Raw genomic sequence first — 16,607 nt, forward strand, 5'->3', positions numbered from 1 at the left:
GCATGGCACTCGGGCAAGTCGTCAATGTGATCGTATGCATGCCGGGTACGCCGACTCGTGTTCCTTGCCCTGCAGGGCAAACCGCGAAGATTGTACAGGCATATGTCATTGATCCAGCAAATGCAGCCCAATTTGAGGCTGCAAACCAAGCGTTTTCGACAGTAACGGCAGGCCAGTATTTTTCATTTGGCCTTTGTACGGTGCTGGCGGTATGGCTTCTCGGAATTGCGATGGGTTCCATCGTCAATTTAGTGAAAAGAGCGTAACGGGCGCTTTCCCGTTTTTAACTAGGAGTATGACCATGAACTTGATGAAAAAAATTGCAGCCGTTTCCGCAACTACTTTTGCATCTGCAGGCGCTTTCGCTGCCGCAGCGCCGATTACTGACGTAAACGGCCTTGTTGCAGCCGTGAATTTCGATGATGTGAAAACAGGTTTGCTGTCCGTGTCTGCCGTCATTCTTGGCGTGTATTTGGCCATTAAAGCTGCTGAATTCATTTTGAAAAAAGTGAAAGGCGCGTAATCGATTTGGGCGGGGTTTCCCGCCCGTTTTCTCTTGGGTGAAGTAATTTTCAATAGAAAGCGGGTTGGACTCATGGGGGGGCAGTATGGCTGCAGAGTGCTGGTATCTAGCAATGTTTTGTCTTGGTGCGTTATGCGGCTGGGCTTTTATCCGTGGATTTCAATCGTGAAAAATTTGATGCTGGTTTTATTTCTACTGATGTTGAGCTTCCGAGTTATGGCCGCTGCCGTTCCTGCATACAACCCCAATATGGGCCGGGCAGTTGGCGAATTGGTCGCTCAAAAAGCCACTAAGCGAATTACCCCGGGGCGTGCAGCGAACGATCCAAATTACAACTATGTGGCCGCTAATGATCCGCGTTATGGCGCAACAGTGAATGGTGTCAGTGCAGCAGTAGTGACCATCGCTGGCGGGGTTGTTGCCGGGGCAACATGGCCTGTGATTTTGGCTGCAGCAGGAATTTCAGTGGTTGCTAGCGTTGCTCTCCCATTTTTAATCGACAAAGTGATTTCATGGTTTTGGAAACCAGACGGCACGATTGAAGTTGGCTCAATGACTGAGTTTGTGCCAATCGACAATTCAACAGGCTTGCCCCTGAATGGCCCTTACTGGCGCGCTTATACGCAAGTCGGCCCTGCGGTCATTGGTGCTGATCCAGAAGCCGTTGGCCAACAAGCAATTTCAATTCGTTTTTCACCAGAAAATAACGCTGCATACAAAGGCTACCGCGATGTCTCTTGCTCCAAAACAAGCAGCATCATCTACAAATGCGCCTTTAATGCCGTATATCGTCAGCCAAGCCAAACGGGTGATGAATTAACGACAGCATCTAGCTTGACCGTCGAGTACGTTGCCAGTCCTCCCGCGCACAACGCTTGTCCAAAGGGAAAGTGGTTACGCGATAAAGAATGTGTTGCTTACGATTTTAAACCTCTCCCAGCTATTCCAGGGACAGGCACAGGACTTACCCCGGCTGATGCAATCAACAGATTGCCAGAAGCTGCATTAGACACTCAAGTTCATCCGCAGCAGTTGGCGGCAGCAGCCAATGCGCTTTGGCGTAATGCGGCATTACAACCTGATTATCGTGGTTTGCCTTATGACGCAGCTGATCCGATTACCGAAGGTGATGTTGAAGACTGGCGCGTAAAGAATCCCAATTCATATCCAAAAGTGCGCGATTTTGTATCGCCAGCAATGAATCCTAAATCTACACCGCAATTACCGATTCCACCCGTGACTGCCGTAACGAATCCCGGCACGCAGCCCATTAATCCGCCAGCGGGTGCAACTAAAATTGATTTGGGGCCTGATCCGGTCATAGGATCACCAGAGCTGGAACAGACACCAACAGGCAAAGAAATTTTTGCACCAATCAATGATGCGCTTGAGCCATTGAAAGGATTTCAAGTACCAAGTCATAGCGCTCAATGCCCGACTGGCGAGTTCAATTTTTCGCTGATGGGTCACCCATTTTCAGGCTCGTTTGACGCCCATTGCCAACTGTTCGAGCAGCACAAAGAAGTGATGTCATCGGCAGCACTGTTGATGTGGGCTTTGGCCGCTCTTTTCATCGTCTTGGCTGCGTGAGGTAAATCATGTTTGGCATTTTGCTGTCGGCATTCAACGCCGTGATTGGTTGGGTTTTTCGCACGCTGATTGTGAAGTTCGTCGTCGCGTTCGCGGTGTTTTATCTGGTGCAACTGATGGCTGAAAACCTGATTGATTTGCTTCCCGGCGTTGATGGGCTGAATTCTGCATTTGGCGGTGTAGCGCCAACAGTGTGGTGGTATCTGGATGCGTTTGAAATTGCCGCTGGCATACAAATGGTGATCGCTGCCTATGTCACTCGCTTTCTAATTCGCCGTATTCCGGTCATCGGGTAAATCATGCCAATTAATGCATACACTGGCCTGATGGGGTCGGGTAAATCTTATGAATGCGTGAGCAGCGTAATTCTTGAAGCAGTGCGCCGTGGTCGGCGCGTGATTACCAACGTGGCGGATATTGATAGCGATGCAATCCGCGCTTACTTACATGAAAAGCACGGCGATGAACTGGAAAAGCTGGGCCATGTTGTTCACGTTTCTAATGACACGGTATCAAGCCCGGAATTTTTCTGCCACGGAACAGAGGCCGAAACCACGGTACAGCCGGGTGATTTAGTTTGTATTGACGAGGCTTGGCGTTTTTGGGGCTGCGATTGCAAGATCGCCCAAGAGCATAAGATATTTTTCCGCGAGCATCGTCATTACGTCAGCCCGGTTACGAAGGTTTGCTGTGACCTCGTATTGATGGTTCAGGATATTACCGACTTGCACCGCATTTTGCGCGTGGTCGTTGAAATGACCTTTCGCACCGTCAAACTCAAATCTCTCGGTTTGAGCAAAGCCTACCGAGTCGAGGTCTATGAGGGTTACAAGCTCAACGCTAAAACTCGGGTGAACACGTTCCCCAAAAAATACGACAAAGCCATTTTTCCGCTGTATTCGTCATACACCGGAGGAACAGGGAAAGAACATCAAATTGATGATCGCCAAAACCTGCTCAAAGATTGGCGTCTGTGGGCTTTGGTCATCGGCACGATCATTGTTTTCGCAGTTGGCTTTTACAACATGTGGAAATTCTTTCACCCGGAGCCTGTAACACCGGGGGCAGAAGAGTCAGCGAAGGCATTGCCTGCTGTGACTCAGCAAAATCAAAGCAGCGGCGGCAAGGCGCAAAGTCAGTCCGAAGGTATGTCACGCTGGCGCTTGACGGGATATTTGCAAAAGCCGGATGGCACTTTGCTGGTCAGCCTGCACGATGGGAAACATTTTCGGACGATCAAAGCGACCAGCTTTGCTATTGATGGCCTAACTACATCGGGCTATGTCGATGGCGAAATGGTTGCCTTCTGGTCGGGTAGCGAACTTGAAACTACGCCATTTGGTGCGGCATTGCCGACTGTCACGGAGTCCAAGCAATGAAACGCCTTGCATTGATTTTGCTGTTTTTCACATCGATGGTGTTGGCTGCAGATCAGCCGCCTAAGTCACGGCTGTTCTTTGATGCGTTGCCAGTCCTTGAGTTGGTCAAGCTGTATTACACCGAAATTGAACACAAGAATTTCGTCATTGATCCCAAAGCGCAGCAAATTGCCGACAAAGTGACGGTGTCGTTTGATGCGAAAGAGCCGAAGCAATACCGAGCCTTGTTCCTCAGTGTGTTGGCCATGTCTGGCCTTGAAGTCGAAACTCAGAATGGCATGGATTATTTGCGCTTGAGCACTAAAGCGGCCACGCCTGTTGAACCGAATGAAGTCTTTGTGTATCGCCCAAAATTCCGCGACATCACTTATTTTTCTGACTTGTTATCCAGCCTTTTTCAGAAAGGTCGATTTACCTTTCAGCGAGCAGTGCAAGCATCAACCACGGCCAGCCCGGGTCAAGCGCCAATTCAGGACGGTGGCAATTCGGCGTACTCGCAAATCAATAAGCATCACGATCTATTAATCTTTAGCGGCCCTGCACAAGAAGTCAGCCAATTGCGCGGCCTAATTCAGCAAATCGATTTACCAGAAGCACAGGTTCAAATTTCAGCGGTGGTTTATGAGTTCTCGACGACTGATACAGATTCGTGGGGCGTCGGCGCATTGCTCAAGTTGTTTGATGGCAAGCTAAAAGTATCGCTGGGTATGTCGCCTGCAGCGGCCACAGGCAATGTCATGACACTGGCAACGGGCAGCTTGGATTTAGTGGCATCACTGGTATCAACCGATACCCGCTTCAAAGTCATTTCGCGGCCACATGTGCGTGTGAAGGATGCGGCAGCGGCACGCTTTATGTCCGGTGATGATGTGCCAGTATTAGGCGCTGCCGTGTTAGATAAGAACGGCAACCCCATTCAATCTGTTGAATACAAATCATCAGGGGTCATTCTCGATGTTGCGCCGAATATCCGCGATGAAATTGTTGATCTGGCAATTACCCAGCAAATATCAAACTTTGCGGCTACCAAAACTGGCGTTAGTGCATCGCCCACGCTGATTAAGCGCGAAATCAAAACAAACCTCCTGGCCAAGCCCGGTGAAGTGTATGTGATCGGCGGCTTAACCAGCGCCAAATCCACCACCGAAAAATCACACCTGCCATTTTTTAGCCTGCCACTTGGCGAAGGCAAAGACCTGAACCAAACCGAGATTCTTGTGCTGCTGCAAGTTGACCGAGTTTGAAACCGACTATTTAGAGGAGAAATACACCATGAAGAAAATGACAATTTCGCAATTTCACCGCTGGTTTATGTTGGATGGATCGCTTGGCGGATTGTGTGGCGTGGCCCTGTATGTGATGGCTTGCCAGCTTTTAAGTGCTCCAATTTCATGGTCAGCAATATCTTGGTTTTTTGTCCTGTGTGGTGGCTTGTACCTGATTGCACAGCTTGTCATCGATGAATTGAATTTTCGCAATATTGACTCGGAGTAATACGAAATGGCTATGGATCATATCGAAGAATTTGACATTCCCTTTGGCTCTCCGCCAATGGATGCACTTGATGTACCGCCGTTTCGTGACGGACGGCCAATGAAAAAGGTGGTACTAGTTTGCCCAGAGTGCGGTGAAAAAGGTATCTGGATCGAACCGCCAGATACCACGCTGAAATTTGGCGATGCGGCTTCTGAGTGCGATGAGTGTGGTTATGGACTGGATTACTTGTAAGATTAGGAAACAATGATGGCAACAAATAAACTGATCAACCGCAAGCGGCTATTGGAAATCATCCCACTGTCTGAGCGCACGATTTTTAACATGGAACAGCGCGGGGAGTTCCCGCGCCGTATCGTACTCACCAGTCGCAATGTGGCATGGGATTTAGCTGAAATCGAAGGCTGGATTGCAGAGCGTAAATTATCGGGCGCTCACCCTCTGCGCCCCTGCTTTGTACCTATAGTTGTGGCCGCTTGATCAACACTTCATCAAAAATCAACATACGAATTGTTATTAACTCATTGTGGAGTAGTAACTAAATTATCCCGCGAGGCTTCTAGGTCAAGCATAAATGCATATTCTTGGTAGAAGTCTCGTAGCGGCGTGAATACCCTTCTGTTACGCTGAAGTTCCTTAGCAAAATCCTCCGCATTATTTGATCGCTCCAACAAAAGCATTAAATGAAAAACTGAGAGGCTCCATGAATTTGAAAAAGGAAATGGCTTAGTGAAATCCATCTCCCCAGCACGAACAGCTGCCGCTTTAAACCGATCAAAATAATTATGCAATTGAGCAAGCTCGTTCTGTCTTGAAACATCTTTCGTTTCAAAAGTCACGCCACACCCCGTACGCAATAAATGCTGAAGATAAGGGCGATCATGCAAGCTATGTAGGTCACCTCGAGTAATTGAAATTTTAAAGACTTCTCGATCCAACTTATTAATTACATGCTGTACTTTTCCGCACCTTAAAGTTAATGATCCATATTCAGTTAAAAATGCATGATGTCTCATCGCTTGAGCCTGTGGACGTACGATAGCCTGCCCTAAATCAGCAAGAGCTGTTATATCATCCCCCGATCTAGCTTTACGGGTTAACATTTTCGACTTTAACTCAAAGAAAATAATTACGTCCTTAGTTTCCAGTACAGCGTCACACTCTCCATCTTCCCCATCGATCTCATACTGTCCATAAAAAATTTCGATTCCTTTTTTGGTAAAAATGTCACGAACGAACTCTTCAAACAAAGGACCAACGACTTCATCGTCAAACATTTTTGTTGGCCATTGTTTACGACACCAATCTAAGGATGCATTAATCACTGCACGTGCTGCGATAGGCCCCGGTTGCAAAAATAGCTTGTCCTGCGCAACTAACAATGGTCGAAAAGCGGCGTCAATATTAGTATCACGAGGAGGAAAACTAAGTTTCTGATTTGCTCCATGCTCATGAGCAAAAACTTCGCGCAAAAAAGACCTAGCTGAATTAACATCAAGACCAGTAGCAAAAGCCAGCCTCATTGGATCAAGAATTGACTCAATTCCAATAAAATCATGAAAAACTCTATGTTTAATAATTTGCAGCAGCAATTTAGCAAGCGCAAGTACTTGCACTGCAGTCCGTCCAGTTTTCTTATTATTTAGCTGTGCAAGTTTCGGATGTTTTAGTAACCAGAAAATATAAGCTTCTGCATCTATAGGTTTCGCTTGAGTTAAAGTAAAAGCAGCATCATAAAGAGCAGATTTTTTCGTCAAATCTGGCAAATCTTGGATTCTCGCAAATTGTAATTCTAATAATGAGATGCCAATATCTTCAAGAGTAAGTGCACAAGTAGCAAGTTCAATTAATAGATCAAGTTCATCTATGCCTACCGAAGGCGCTGGCTCACAGGAAAAATAGCGTAGCCCAAGGTGATATAAATAAGCTAAAGGCATCTCTGGCTTGGCATTCAGCTCTACTGTTTTCCCAGTTCGCCCAACATGATATCTTCCTGTAACCCCACTATATGTTTTACCAATACAGTCAACAATACTAAACGCTAAACTTCTACCCAATTCCTTTGCTAACCTAGAAACCTCAGACTTAATGCGATTTCTATCAGAATCTGGAATAACAATTTCTCCAGACTGCGGCAATTCAATGCGATACCCGAGTTCACGCAGCCTCCTGATGGCATAAGAAAATTGCGAAAGACGGGAGTTAGAGCTCCATCGTTGATCGAGAGGATCGTCATAATCAAAAACTTTGGCATATTTAAGCCCAAGCTCCACCACGCGCTCCCAATCAATTTGATTAGAAGGTGAACATCCTTCATCTAAACGTACTGCCTTAAGTGCCCTGATAACATCGGCGTATAGTTGCACTGGTTCAGCATCACACAGCCATCGCAATGCAAAATCAGTTTCAAGCTGTCTAACGATTAATAATGCTTCATACCTCTGGGTGAATGGGATGCAATTCAAAATTTGTTGTTTTAGTTCAGCCTCTGAAAAATCCACCTTCGCACTAGATAATCTATCAATTTTTGCATCAACGAGAGACTTAAAATCTGAAATATTCATTTACAATTAACCAACCTTTTAAAAAAATTAATTGCCTTAAGTACACCAATTTCAATAAATAACAACAACTATAATCACACTTATTACTTATAAACATCACAAAACATAAGAATCAAAAACAACTAATGCACCTGCTTAATCAAACAATCCGCATGCTTTATAAAAAACACCAGCTTAAGCTAAATACGTTAATTATTATGCAAATCGATGAGTAACAACGTATTCATCAATAATGTTTGCCCAATCTTGCAACATGGCCGTACGCTGTTCCCGGTACTCGGCCTTGTTGTAAACCGCTCTCACGCCCCGCTGTTCATGCGCTAGGCATTTTTCGATCCAGTCAGTGTTATACCCCGCTTCATGTAGCAGGGTACTCGCGGTTCTCCGCAGATCGTGCGGGCCAAATTTGGCAAGCGGCTTTCCTTCCTTCTGTGCCAGTTTGTACGTCAGCGACAGTACCTGATTCAGCGTTGCGCTGCTCATTGGCGTATCTGAGTCATACCGCGATGGCAAAATATAATCAGAGCCTCCCGCGAAAGTTTTCAGGGCAATGAAAATATCCAGTGCTTGCTTGGACAGGAAAACCAGATGCGGATTGCGCCGTTTCATTCGCGCTTTGGGAATCGTCCAAAGCGCTTCACTAAAATTAATCTCGCTCCACGTTGCATTAGTCAGTTCGCTTTTCCTCACCATTGTTAGCAACAGCAGCTTGGCCGCAGCTCTGATCGATGGTGTCGTACCGATACGTTCGATGTATTGATACATCAAGCCGATTTCGTCGGGAGTTAATGCTCGGTCGCGTGGCTCAAACGTAGCAATAGCACTTGGCCGCACCAGATCAGCAGGATTTTCCACCTTCTGACCTCGCTCAATTGCCCACCGAAAAACCTGCATAACGACCTCACGCGCATGTACCGCCGTAGCTGGCGCGCCACGCTCAACAATGGAGTCAGTCAGCGCCCGCAAATCCTCGTGGGTGATTTCTGCCAACTTCTGATTGCCGAACTTAGGCTTTAGCTCACGCTCATACACTGCTCGGCGCATATCGCGGGTGGAGTCCGCCATCTGGTAGCCACGCAGCCATTTTTCCGCCCATGCACCGAATGTCTCAGCATCTTTGACTCGGGCTTTGCTTCGCGCTTTTTCTTTGGCTGGCGACTTACCTGCTGCAACTAGCTTTTTCGCCTCGCCCAACTGCTCTCGGGCTTCTGCCAATGTGATCCCCCCGACGCCATAGCGTCCGAAAGTGATGGTTTCCTGTCGGCCATTGACTGAATAGTTGTAACGGAACGAGATCGATCCGGCTGGTGTGACCGCCACATAAAGACCGTCGCGGTCGTTGACCTTGTAGATTTTGTCTTGTGGCTTGAGGCTGCGAATCTTGGTATCAGTGAGCATGGTTTCATTCAATTTAAGGTTGAAAATACCATGATCAAAAAGCCTGCTTTTTGCTCGCTGGAAGCCTTATAAACAAAGGGGTCCAGCAATTTCGATACCATGAATAACAAAAAGACTTGGCATGGTATTGGCAGCGGATCATGGCCTTGAAAAAAAAGAATACCATTAGCCGTGCCATGAAAAACTAATGCTTGGTGGTGCTAAATCTTGCCAGTCAATACCAAACTAAAACGTGAAAAAGCCCGCATTTACGCGGGCTTGAGGGGTGTTTGCTGCTACTTAGTGCCGGGCGTTGCCAGACGCGGGATCATTCCCACTCAATCGTTGCTGGTGGTTTGCCGGATACATCGTAAACTACGCGGTTGATGCCGCGGACTTCGTTGATAATGCGGTTAGACACTTTACCCAACAAATCGTATGGCAATTCAGCCCATTTGGCGGTCATAAAGTCGCTGGTCACAACGGCACGCAGTGCCACTACGTAATCGTAAGTGCGGCCATCGCCCATTACGCCAACTGATTTCACTGGCAAGAACACCACAAACGCTTGGCTGGTAAGTTGGTACCAGTTTTTACCGCTTTTCTCATCTTGGGCGGCGCGCAATTCTTCGATAAAGATCGCGTCGGCACGTTTGAGTAGTTCGCAATATTCTTGCTTTACTTCACCCAAGATACGCACACCAAGGCCGGGGCCTGGGAATGGATGACGGTAAACCAATTCTGGAGCAAGACCCAAGGCAACACCGAGTTCACGCACTTCGTCTTTAAATAATTCACGCAATGGCTCAAGCAAAGAGAGTTTCATGGTTTCTGGCAAACCGCCCACATTGTGGTGACTCTTAATTGCGTGCGCTTTACCGGTTTTAGCGCCAGCCGATTCGATCACATCGGGATAAATCGTGCCTTGGGCTAACCATTTAGCGCTTGGCAATTTGGCTGATTCGGCTTGGAATACTTCAACGAATTCACGACCGATGATTTTACGCTTGGCTTCTGGATCAGAAACACCAGCGAGATGGCCCATAAACTGTGCAGTGGCATCAACGTGGATTACGCGAACACCAAGGTGCTCAGCGAAAGTTTCCATCACTTGTTTGCCTTCGTTCAAGCGCAACAAGCCGTTATCTACAAACACGCAAGTCAGTTGATCGCCAATCGCGCGGTGAATCAATGCCGCGGCAACCGATGAATCCACGCCGCCCGACAAGCCCAAGATCACTTCATCCGTGCCGACTTGTTCGCGAATTTTTGCCACGGCTTGGTCGATGTAGTTCGGCATTGTCCAGCTTGGTTCAGACGCGCAAATATCCAATACGAAATGATTAATCATTTCGCGGCCTTTGAGCGTATGGGTGACTTCTGGGTGATATTGCACCGCGTAGAAATTACGCGTGGTATCGGCCATTGCCGCGATTGGGCAAGACGCGTTGCTGGCGATGACTTCAAAGCCTGCTGGCATGGCAGTCACTTTGTCGCCGTGGCTCATCCAAACTTCAAGGCAAGTTTTGTCGCCGTGAACGCGGTCCGACAAATCTTTAAATAATGGGTTAGCTGGGTTAACTTCGATTTCAGCAAAGCCAAATTCGCGCACCGTGCCGGCTTCAACTTTACCGCCCAAGCTTTGCGCCATCCATTGCATGCCGTAGCAAATACCCATCACCGGAATGCCAAGCTCAAACAATGCTGGGTCAGCTTGGTAATCTGACTCGTAAACCGAGTTAGGACCGCCGGACAAAATAATGCCCTTGGGATTAAATTCTTTAATAAAGTCGATCGACACGTCAAAAGAATGCAGTTCGCAATACACATGCGCTTCGCGCACACGACGGGCAATCAGCTGCGTAACTTGTGAGCCGAAATCAAGAATGAGAATCTTATCCATATCGAATTGTCCAATGGTGTGCGGGAAAACGCGGCATTTTACCAGCATTTAATACTTCCTTCCCAAGCTCTTTATCAATTGGGCGCTGGACTGCAAAAATACCTGTATTTTTGCCGCAATTGAGGCTTAAAACAGCGTTTCAAACCTCAATTGCGGCATCGTTGACGACAAAAATAGTGGGAACATCGGCGCCTGATGCCAAACACCACTCGCGCATGCTGGCTGAGGTTTAATTTAGCGCGGAGGTTTTACGTACTGATTGCAGTAATTCATCGAGTGCGGCCATGCCTGCGGGTGCGTTGTTATGATTAATCATCGCCACCACCGCCCACGTTTTGCCTTGTGCATCGCGGATATAGCCCGCTACGGCACGCACGTCTTTGAGGGTGCCGGTTTTAATATGCCCTTGCCCGGCGCTAGACTCATCTTTTAGGCGTTTTTTCATCGTGCCATCAAGACCAACAATCGGTAATGAGGCGATAAATTCAGCCGCCAATGGCGACTGCCACGCGTCTTTCAGTAGTTCAGCCAAATGTCGGGCGCTGATTTGCTCTTTACGTGATAAACCAGCGCCATTTTCCAGCACCAATTCTTGGTAATTGAACCCCTTACTTTGCAACCAACGAGCAATGACCGCATTGGCGCGCACCGCACTATGTGCGCCGTCTTGCGGCAAGCCTTGCACGGCACCCAGCGTTAAATACAATTGCCGCGCCATCATATTGTTACTGTATTTATTAATATCGCGAATGGTATTGGTGAGCGAATCAGATTGGCTACTGGCCAACAACACGCTCGAGCTAGGTGTAACACCCAGCTGCATTTTGCCGCTGATTTTGCCACCGGCTTCTAACCATAAATTACGAAACAACTGATAGGTATAGGTCGGCGCATCAAATACCGACATATATTTGTCGCCAATACACCCAGCAGGTACTTCACCCACCAATTGCAACATTAATTGTGGCGTGGCTTGCCCAGTTCGAAATTGCACACGTTTTTGCCACGCATCACAACTGCCGCCAGCCGCAATCGCCAATTGATTACTCAAGCGCACTTCTGGCCAATCGGGCTCAGCCGACACTCGAGCCCGTTCGCCATCACTGCGAATGCGTAAGCGAATAGACTTAAAGTTAGTCAGTAGCGCATCGGGTTTAACCATAAACGGCCGATCACTGGCCTCGCCATCATCGTCAAACGCCGGCTCTTTTTCATCAATCACAAAAGCACTACGATCTAGCACAACATCACCGCGAATATCCTCGACGCCCGCCGCTTTTAAATCGCGCACCAATAACCACATTCGCTCGAGCGTCAGCTTCGGATCTCCCGAGCCTTTTAAATACACGGGGCCTTCTAAGACGCCCTGTTTATTCGGTAAAGCATTGGCACGCAACTCAGTACGCCATTGCCATGCTGGCCCTAATAACTCTAAGCCAGCATAGGTAGTGATTAATTTCATCGTTGAGGCTGGATTGGATGGCACATCCGCCCGATAAAATTGCGCTTGCCCTGCGCCATCGAGCGGCAGCATCGCAATCGAAATCGCATCCGCGGGAATTTTTGCCGCTTTTAAAGCATTGCTCACGCCAACCGGTAATGTCTGCGTTTGCGCCGCCCAGCTACTGTTCATGGCCAAGGCCAGCAAAGTGATCCATTTTTTCAACGTGAGATTCCTATCAACTCATAAAAAAAACCGCGCTTTGTGCCCAAGCTATGCGGGCTGATGTCAAAACGAAGTTCAGTTGGGGATATTTAAATCGACTCAGGCGCTGCAGTAGCGCCGCTTTGCCGCGCTTGCCACGCGGCTAAATCCAACCGATATTGCTGCAGCTCTTCGGTATACACATCAAAAATACAGGGATAGCAGCCACTACTGCAACACGCCTCAAGTGGCGGCTCTATCGGCGCTTCAGGCTTAGGATCGTGGCTTTCTGGTAATGCTTCAGGCGGATTCATCGTCATTTCATCTATCGCATCTGTTAGAATGTCGCTATGAGCTATCAAGTACTAGCCCGTAAGTGGCGACCAAAAACTTTTGCCCAATTGGTCGGGCAAGAACACGTGATTAAAGCGCTGGCAAATGCGTTTGCCTCTGAGCGCTTGCATCATGCCTATTTGCTCACCGGCACCCGTGGTGTGGGTAAAACCACGATCGCCCGGATTATGGCCAAAGCGCTCAATTGCGAAACCGGCATTACGTCTGAGCCTTGCGGCGTTTGCTCAGCGTGTACGCAAATTGATGCGGGGCGTTTTGTCGATCTACTTGAAATCGACGCGGCGTCCAATACCGGTATCGATAATATTCGCGAAGTCTTGGACAACGCGCAGTATGCACCGACCGCTGGCCGTTTCAAAGTTTACATTATCGACGAAGTGCACATGCTCTCCAAGTCGGCATTCAACGCCATGCTGAAAACACTGGAAGAGCCGCCCAGCCACGTCAAATTTATTCTGGCCACCACCGATCCGCAAAAAGTGCCGATTACGGTACTGAGCCGTTGTTTGCAGTTTTCATTACGGCAAATGACGCCGCAGCAGGTCACTGGCCATTTGAATACGGTATTACAAGCTGAACAAATTGAATACGAAGCACTTGCACTCAATCTGATTGGTCATGCGGCCAGTGGTTCCATGCGTGACGGCTTATCTTTGCTTGACCAAGCCATCGCCTATGGCGCAGGTAAAGTTGAAGAAGCTGGCGTACGCGCCATGCTCGGCGCGGTTGATCAAAGTTATTTATTTGATTTGCTCACGGCACTGGTGGCCAAAGACGGTAGCACGCTACTCAAAACCGCCGATGCCATTGCCGAGCGGGGTCTCTCGTATGAGGCCGCTTTGCATGAATTAGCCGCTTTATTACAACAGATTGCACTGGTGCAAGCTGTACCCAATGCGCTGGCGGATGATTTACCGCTGCGCGAGCAAATTGTCGCCGCGGCGCAAGTCATTTCACCCGAAGACATCCAGCTGTATTACCAAATTGCGCTGCATGGACGACGTGATTTACCGCTAGCACCGGATGAATACGCCGGTTTTACCATGACGATTTTGCGGATGCTGGCGTTTGCGCCAAGTAGCGCAGGCCATACGGCATTACCAGCCAATAATCAGCCACCCGCGGTACCGAGTACGCCAGCGCCAACGAATCAGGCCTCAACAAATCAAGCACCAAATACGGTCGCAAACAATCTAGCGCCGAGCAATCCTGCCAGCGCCCCAGCTCGCAATGAATCACCACCTTGGCAGCAAGATGCCGCGCCTGCGGCCATGTCGATGCCCGCTCGCGCCAGTGCGCCTGTCAAGCCAGCTCAGTTTAATGGTGATTGGCGTGCGCTGGTGGTGCACCTCAAATTGGGTCAGGCAGGTATGCTCGCGCAGCACTCGGAGCTACTAAGCTACAGCGACATACAGTTCAATATTAAAGTTGAAGAAGTGCATCGCAGTGTGGCAACGCGTGATTATCAAGAAAAATTACGCAGCGCACTGAGCGAGCATTTTGGTCGCGATATCGCCCTCAATGTACAAATTGGCGAAGTTCAAACTGAAACGCCTGCCGATATTCATTACCGTGAAAAGCAAGAGCGCCAAGATCAAGCCGTTGCGGCAATCAATAACGACCCTTTCGTGCAAACCATGGTGAAAGAATTTGGCGCAAGTATTGCATTGGACTCAATCAAACCCATTTAAAAAAAATCAGCCAGCGAAACCAAGATAAGCAGCGAGCAAATCGCCCCATCTTTTCGCTGGCAGCTTTTCTCTTCATGATTAAAAAGGAAATCTTATGTTTGGTGGTAAAGGCGGAATGGCTGGCTTGATGAAACAAGCGCAGCAAATGCAAGAGAATATGAAAAAAGCCCAAGACGAATTGGCCAACGTAGAAGTTGAAGGTCAATCGGGCGCTGGCATGGTTAAAATCACGATGACCTGCAGCAACGTTGTTCGCCGCGTTGCCATTGACGACAGCCTATTGTCTGACGACAAAGACATGCTCGAAGATTTAATCGCTGCCGCATTTAATGATGCGCTGCGTAAAGTAGAAGCCACTAGCCAAGCCAAAATGGGCGGTTTCACCGCCGGCATGCAATTGCCACCTGGCTTTAAAATGCCATTTTAATGGGCTCACATCGCCATAGCGTCGCGCGCAAGCCGTGAGCAATGGCGATCTTTACTCGTGATACGATGCAGCGCCCAAGGCGTTATCTCTACGAGATAGCGCCTTACTAATACCAACAAACAGTTATCCACGCCATAACAACACCCGTGGTATTGCTATTTAGGCACCAACCACAAACGCCACCAGAGCAATACCTATGCCTATTCCTGCCTCATTACAAAATCTGATAGATGCATTGCGCGTGTTACCCGGCGTTGGCCCCAAATCGGCGGCACGAATGGCGTTTCATTTAGTACAGCGCGATCAAGTCGGCGCGTCGGACTTGGCCCATGCACTCGAAAATGCCTTGGGCACCCTCAAGCATTGTCGCCATTGCAATACCTTTACCGAGGCCGATACCTGCGACATTTGCTTGGATGAACAACGCAATCATGCGCAATTATGTGTGATTGAAATGCCAACCGACTTAATGTCGATTGAGCAAACACGCAGTTATGAAGGTTTGTATTTTGTCTTAATGGGCCGTTTAAGCCCGCTCGATGGCATAGGCCCACACGATATTGCACTCAAACAATTACTTGAGCGCGCCAGTGATGGCCAAGTGACTGAAGTGATTTTGGCGACCAACTTCACCACCGAAGGCGAAGCCACCGCGCATTATGTCGCTGAAATGCTGCGAGCGCGTGGTCTAAAAGTCAGTCGGATTGCCCGCGGACTCCCTGTTGGTGGCGAACTGGAACATGTTGACCCCGGTACCTTGGCGCAAGCACTGATCGAGCGCCGTGGCTTATAAGTCCTAAGCGCTCACCGACAACGACGACGCAGTATCCACCACCCCCTCACCTCCAGCGGTATAGCCCGTTGCCAAATTCGATTGCGCTAAATCCCCTGGCGCCTCTTCTAGCGCACCTTCAGCGTCACGAATCGCCGCGCGGGCTTTTTTTTCGTCTTCAGCGGTTTTAGTTTCTAGGCCAATTAACACCTTAATTCGACCCAAGAGCACTTTAGCTTCATGCAAAAACTGCTGATCTTCCCCTGTCACTCCGCCCTTGCTGCTGCTCGCCAAGTTCGCTTGCGCAGTCACTTGCGACAATACTGCTTTGGCTAATGCATCGGCCTGCGCAGTACTTTGCGTTGCTAAATCTGCGGTGGGTTTTTCAACGGTGGTTTCTGCGGCTTTTTCCGCGCCCTGCCCCTCACTACCAGCCAAAGCCAAACCCTGGCTGACATCGCCCACCCCTGCGCCTGCGCCGCCATAGGCGCGAACGGCGGCAGCCAATTCTTTAGCCAAACGAATCGCCGCAGCCGGATTACCTTTACCAACCACAGCAAATTTCATCATCATATCGAGCTGCATTTTTAGCTCAGCGATTCTTTGTTTGGCCGCATCTTTACGCGAACGGCTCATCGATTCTGGCCATGCCGACATTTTGCTCAGCGTCTCTTGCTGCCAAATTGGCTTGGTTTTCACTTTGCTTTGCTCATCGACATCATTGCGAATCAAGGTTTTGAAAATCAATGACGGATTAATTTGCATCAGTAACTCCAGCGACGCTTGGCCATAAAAAAAGCGTAATCAATATCTCAACTCAACCACACATTCAAGATTCAAGCTTAAATCAGAAAATTTCCGACATGCTCATTGTCTTTGCTTGCGGTT

At 48.6% G+C, this 16,607-nt stretch carries 18 protein-coding genes; 12 read left to right on the forward strand and 6 right to left on the reverse strand.

Annotated features, from left to right (window positions below):
* The first annotated feature begins 2 nt into the window (after nt 1–2).
* The 9 genes from HQN60_RS01260 (at nt 3) to HQN60_RS01300 (ending at nt 5,466) form a co-directional block, all read left to right on the forward strand.
* The gene (locus tag HQN60_RS01260; protein ID WP_173531982.1) at nt 3–266 is read left to right on the forward strand and encodes a hypothetical protein; all 264 of its coding nucleotides are present in this window, start codon (nt 3–5) and stop codon (nt 264–266) included.
* 35 nt (nt 267–301) lie between these two features.
* Complete coding sequence (locus tag HQN60_RS01265; protein ID WP_173531983.1) at nt 302–523, forward strand: hypothetical protein; 222 nt, start codon at nt 302–304, stop codon at nt 521–523.
* A gap of 165 nt (nt 524–688) precedes the next feature.
* On the forward strand, nt 689–2,113 hold the full coding sequence (locus tag HQN60_RS01270) for a hypothetical protein (protein ID WP_173531984.1): 1,425 nt from the start codon (nt 689–691) through the stop codon (nt 2,111–2,113).
* Nucleotides 2,114–2,121: 8 nt separating this feature from the next.
* Nucleotides 2,122–2,409, forward strand: a complete 288-nt coding sequence (locus tag HQN60_RS01275; RefSeq protein WP_173531985.1) for a DUF2523 family protein — start codon at nt 2,122–2,124, stop codon at nt 2,407–2,409.
* 3 nt (nt 2,410–2,412) lie between these two features.
* Nucleotides 2,413–3,492: a zonular occludens toxin domain-containing protein gene (locus HQN60_RS01280; protein ID WP_173531986.1), complete on the forward strand. Its 1,080-nt coding sequence runs from the start codon at nt 2,413–2,415 to the stop codon at nt 3,490–3,492.
* Nucleotides 3,489–4,736: a type II secretion system protein GspD gene (locus HQN60_RS01285; RefSeq protein ID WP_173531987.1), complete on the forward strand. Its 1,248-nt coding sequence runs from the start codon at nt 3,489–3,491 to the stop codon at nt 4,734–4,736. The genes HQN60_RS01280 and HQN60_RS01285 overlap by 4 nt, the downstream gene beginning before the upstream one ends.
* Nucleotides 4,737–4,764: 28 nt before the next feature.
* Nucleotides 4,765–4,986 (forward strand): hypothetical protein, encoded by a 222-nt coding sequence (locus HQN60_RS01290; protein WP_173531988.1) that lies wholly within the window; start codon nt 4,765–4,767, stop codon nt 4,984–4,986.
* 6 nt (nt 4,987–4,992) lie between these two features.
* Entirely contained in the window at nt 4,993–5,220 is a 228-nt protein-coding gene (locus HQN60_RS01295) for a hypothetical protein (protein ID WP_173531989.1), read from the forward strand.
* Between the two features lie 12 nt (nt 5,221–5,232).
* Nucleotides 5,233–5,466, forward strand: a complete 234-nt coding sequence (locus HQN60_RS01300) for a helix-turn-helix transcriptional regulator (protein ID WP_173531990.1) — start codon at nt 5,233–5,235, stop codon at nt 5,464–5,466.
* Nucleotides 5,467–5,507: 41 nt separating this feature from the next.
* On the opposite strand, the gene HQN60_RS01305 is transcribed toward HQN60_RS01300, so the two are convergent.
* The 5 genes from HQN60_RS01305 to HQN60_RS01325 form a co-directional block, all read right to left on the reverse strand.
* On the reverse strand, nt 5,508–7,550 hold the full coding sequence (locus HQN60_RS01305; protein WP_173531991.1) for a hypothetical protein: 2,043 nt from the start codon (nt 7,548–7,550) through the stop codon (nt 5,508–5,510).
* A 195-nt stretch (nt 7,551–7,745) separates the two neighbouring features.
* Nucleotides 7,746–8,948, reverse strand: a complete 1,203-nt coding sequence (locus HQN60_RS01310; RefSeq protein WP_173531992.1) for a tyrosine-type recombinase/integrase — start codon at nt 8,946–8,948, stop codon at nt 7,746–7,748.
* A 307-nt stretch (nt 8,949–9,255) separates the two neighbouring features.
* Complete coding sequence (gene guaA, locus HQN60_RS01315; protein ID WP_173531993.1) at nt 9,256–10,830, reverse strand: glutamine-hydrolyzing GMP synthase; 1,575 nt, start codon at nt 10,828–10,830, stop codon at nt 9,256–9,258.
* A 229-nt stretch (nt 10,831–11,059) separates the two neighbouring features.
* The gene (dacB, locus tag HQN60_RS01320; protein ID WP_173531994.1) at nt 11,060–12,496 is read right to left on the reverse strand and encodes a D-alanyl-D-alanine carboxypeptidase/D-alanyl-D-alanine endopeptidase; all 1,437 of its coding nucleotides are present in this window, start codon (nt 12,494–12,496) and stop codon (nt 11,060–11,062) included.
* Nucleotides 12,497–12,585: 89 nt separating this feature from the next.
* Nucleotides 12,586–12,795, reverse strand: a complete 210-nt coding sequence (locus HQN60_RS01325; protein WP_254456657.1) for an oxidoreductase-like domain-containing protein — start codon at nt 12,793–12,795, stop codon at nt 12,586–12,588.
* Nucleotides 12,796–12,825: 30 nt separating this feature from the next.
* On the opposite strand from HQN60_RS01325, the gene dnaX reads away from it, so the two are divergent.
* From dnaX to recR, 3 genes are all read left to right on the forward strand, one after another.
* Nucleotides 12,826–14,520 (forward strand): DNA polymerase III subunit gamma/tau, encoded by a 1,695-nt coding sequence (gene dnaX / locus HQN60_RS01330; protein ID WP_173531995.1) that lies wholly within the window; start codon nt 12,826–12,828, stop codon nt 14,518–14,520.
* Nucleotides 14,521–14,614: 94 nt separating this feature from the next.
* Nucleotides 14,615–14,947, forward strand: coding sequence for a YbaB/EbfC family nucleoid-associated protein (locus HQN60_RS01335; protein ID WP_173531996.1), 333 nt, complete (start codon nt 14,615–14,617; stop codon nt 14,945–14,947).
* 196 nt (nt 14,948–15,143) lie between these two features.
* Nucleotides 15,144–15,740: a recombination mediator RecR gene (recR, locus tag HQN60_RS01340; protein WP_173531997.1), complete on the forward strand. Its 597-nt coding sequence runs from the start codon at nt 15,144–15,146 to the stop codon at nt 15,738–15,740.
* Nucleotides 15,741–15,743: 3 nt separating this feature from the next.
* On the opposite strand, the gene HQN60_RS01345 is transcribed toward recR, so the two are convergent.
* The gene (locus HQN60_RS01345) at nt 15,744–16,484 is read right to left on the reverse strand and encodes a hypothetical protein (RefSeq protein ID WP_173531998.1); all 741 of its coding nucleotides are present in this window, start codon (nt 16,482–16,484) and stop codon (nt 15,744–15,746) included.
* Nucleotides 16,485–16,607: the final 123 nt, after the last annotated feature.

The sequence above is a fragment of the Deefgea piscis genome, from assembly GCF_013284055.1.
Lineage (GTDB): Bacteria > Pseudomonadota > Gammaproteobacteria > Burkholderiales > Chitinibacteraceae > Deefgea > Deefgea piscis.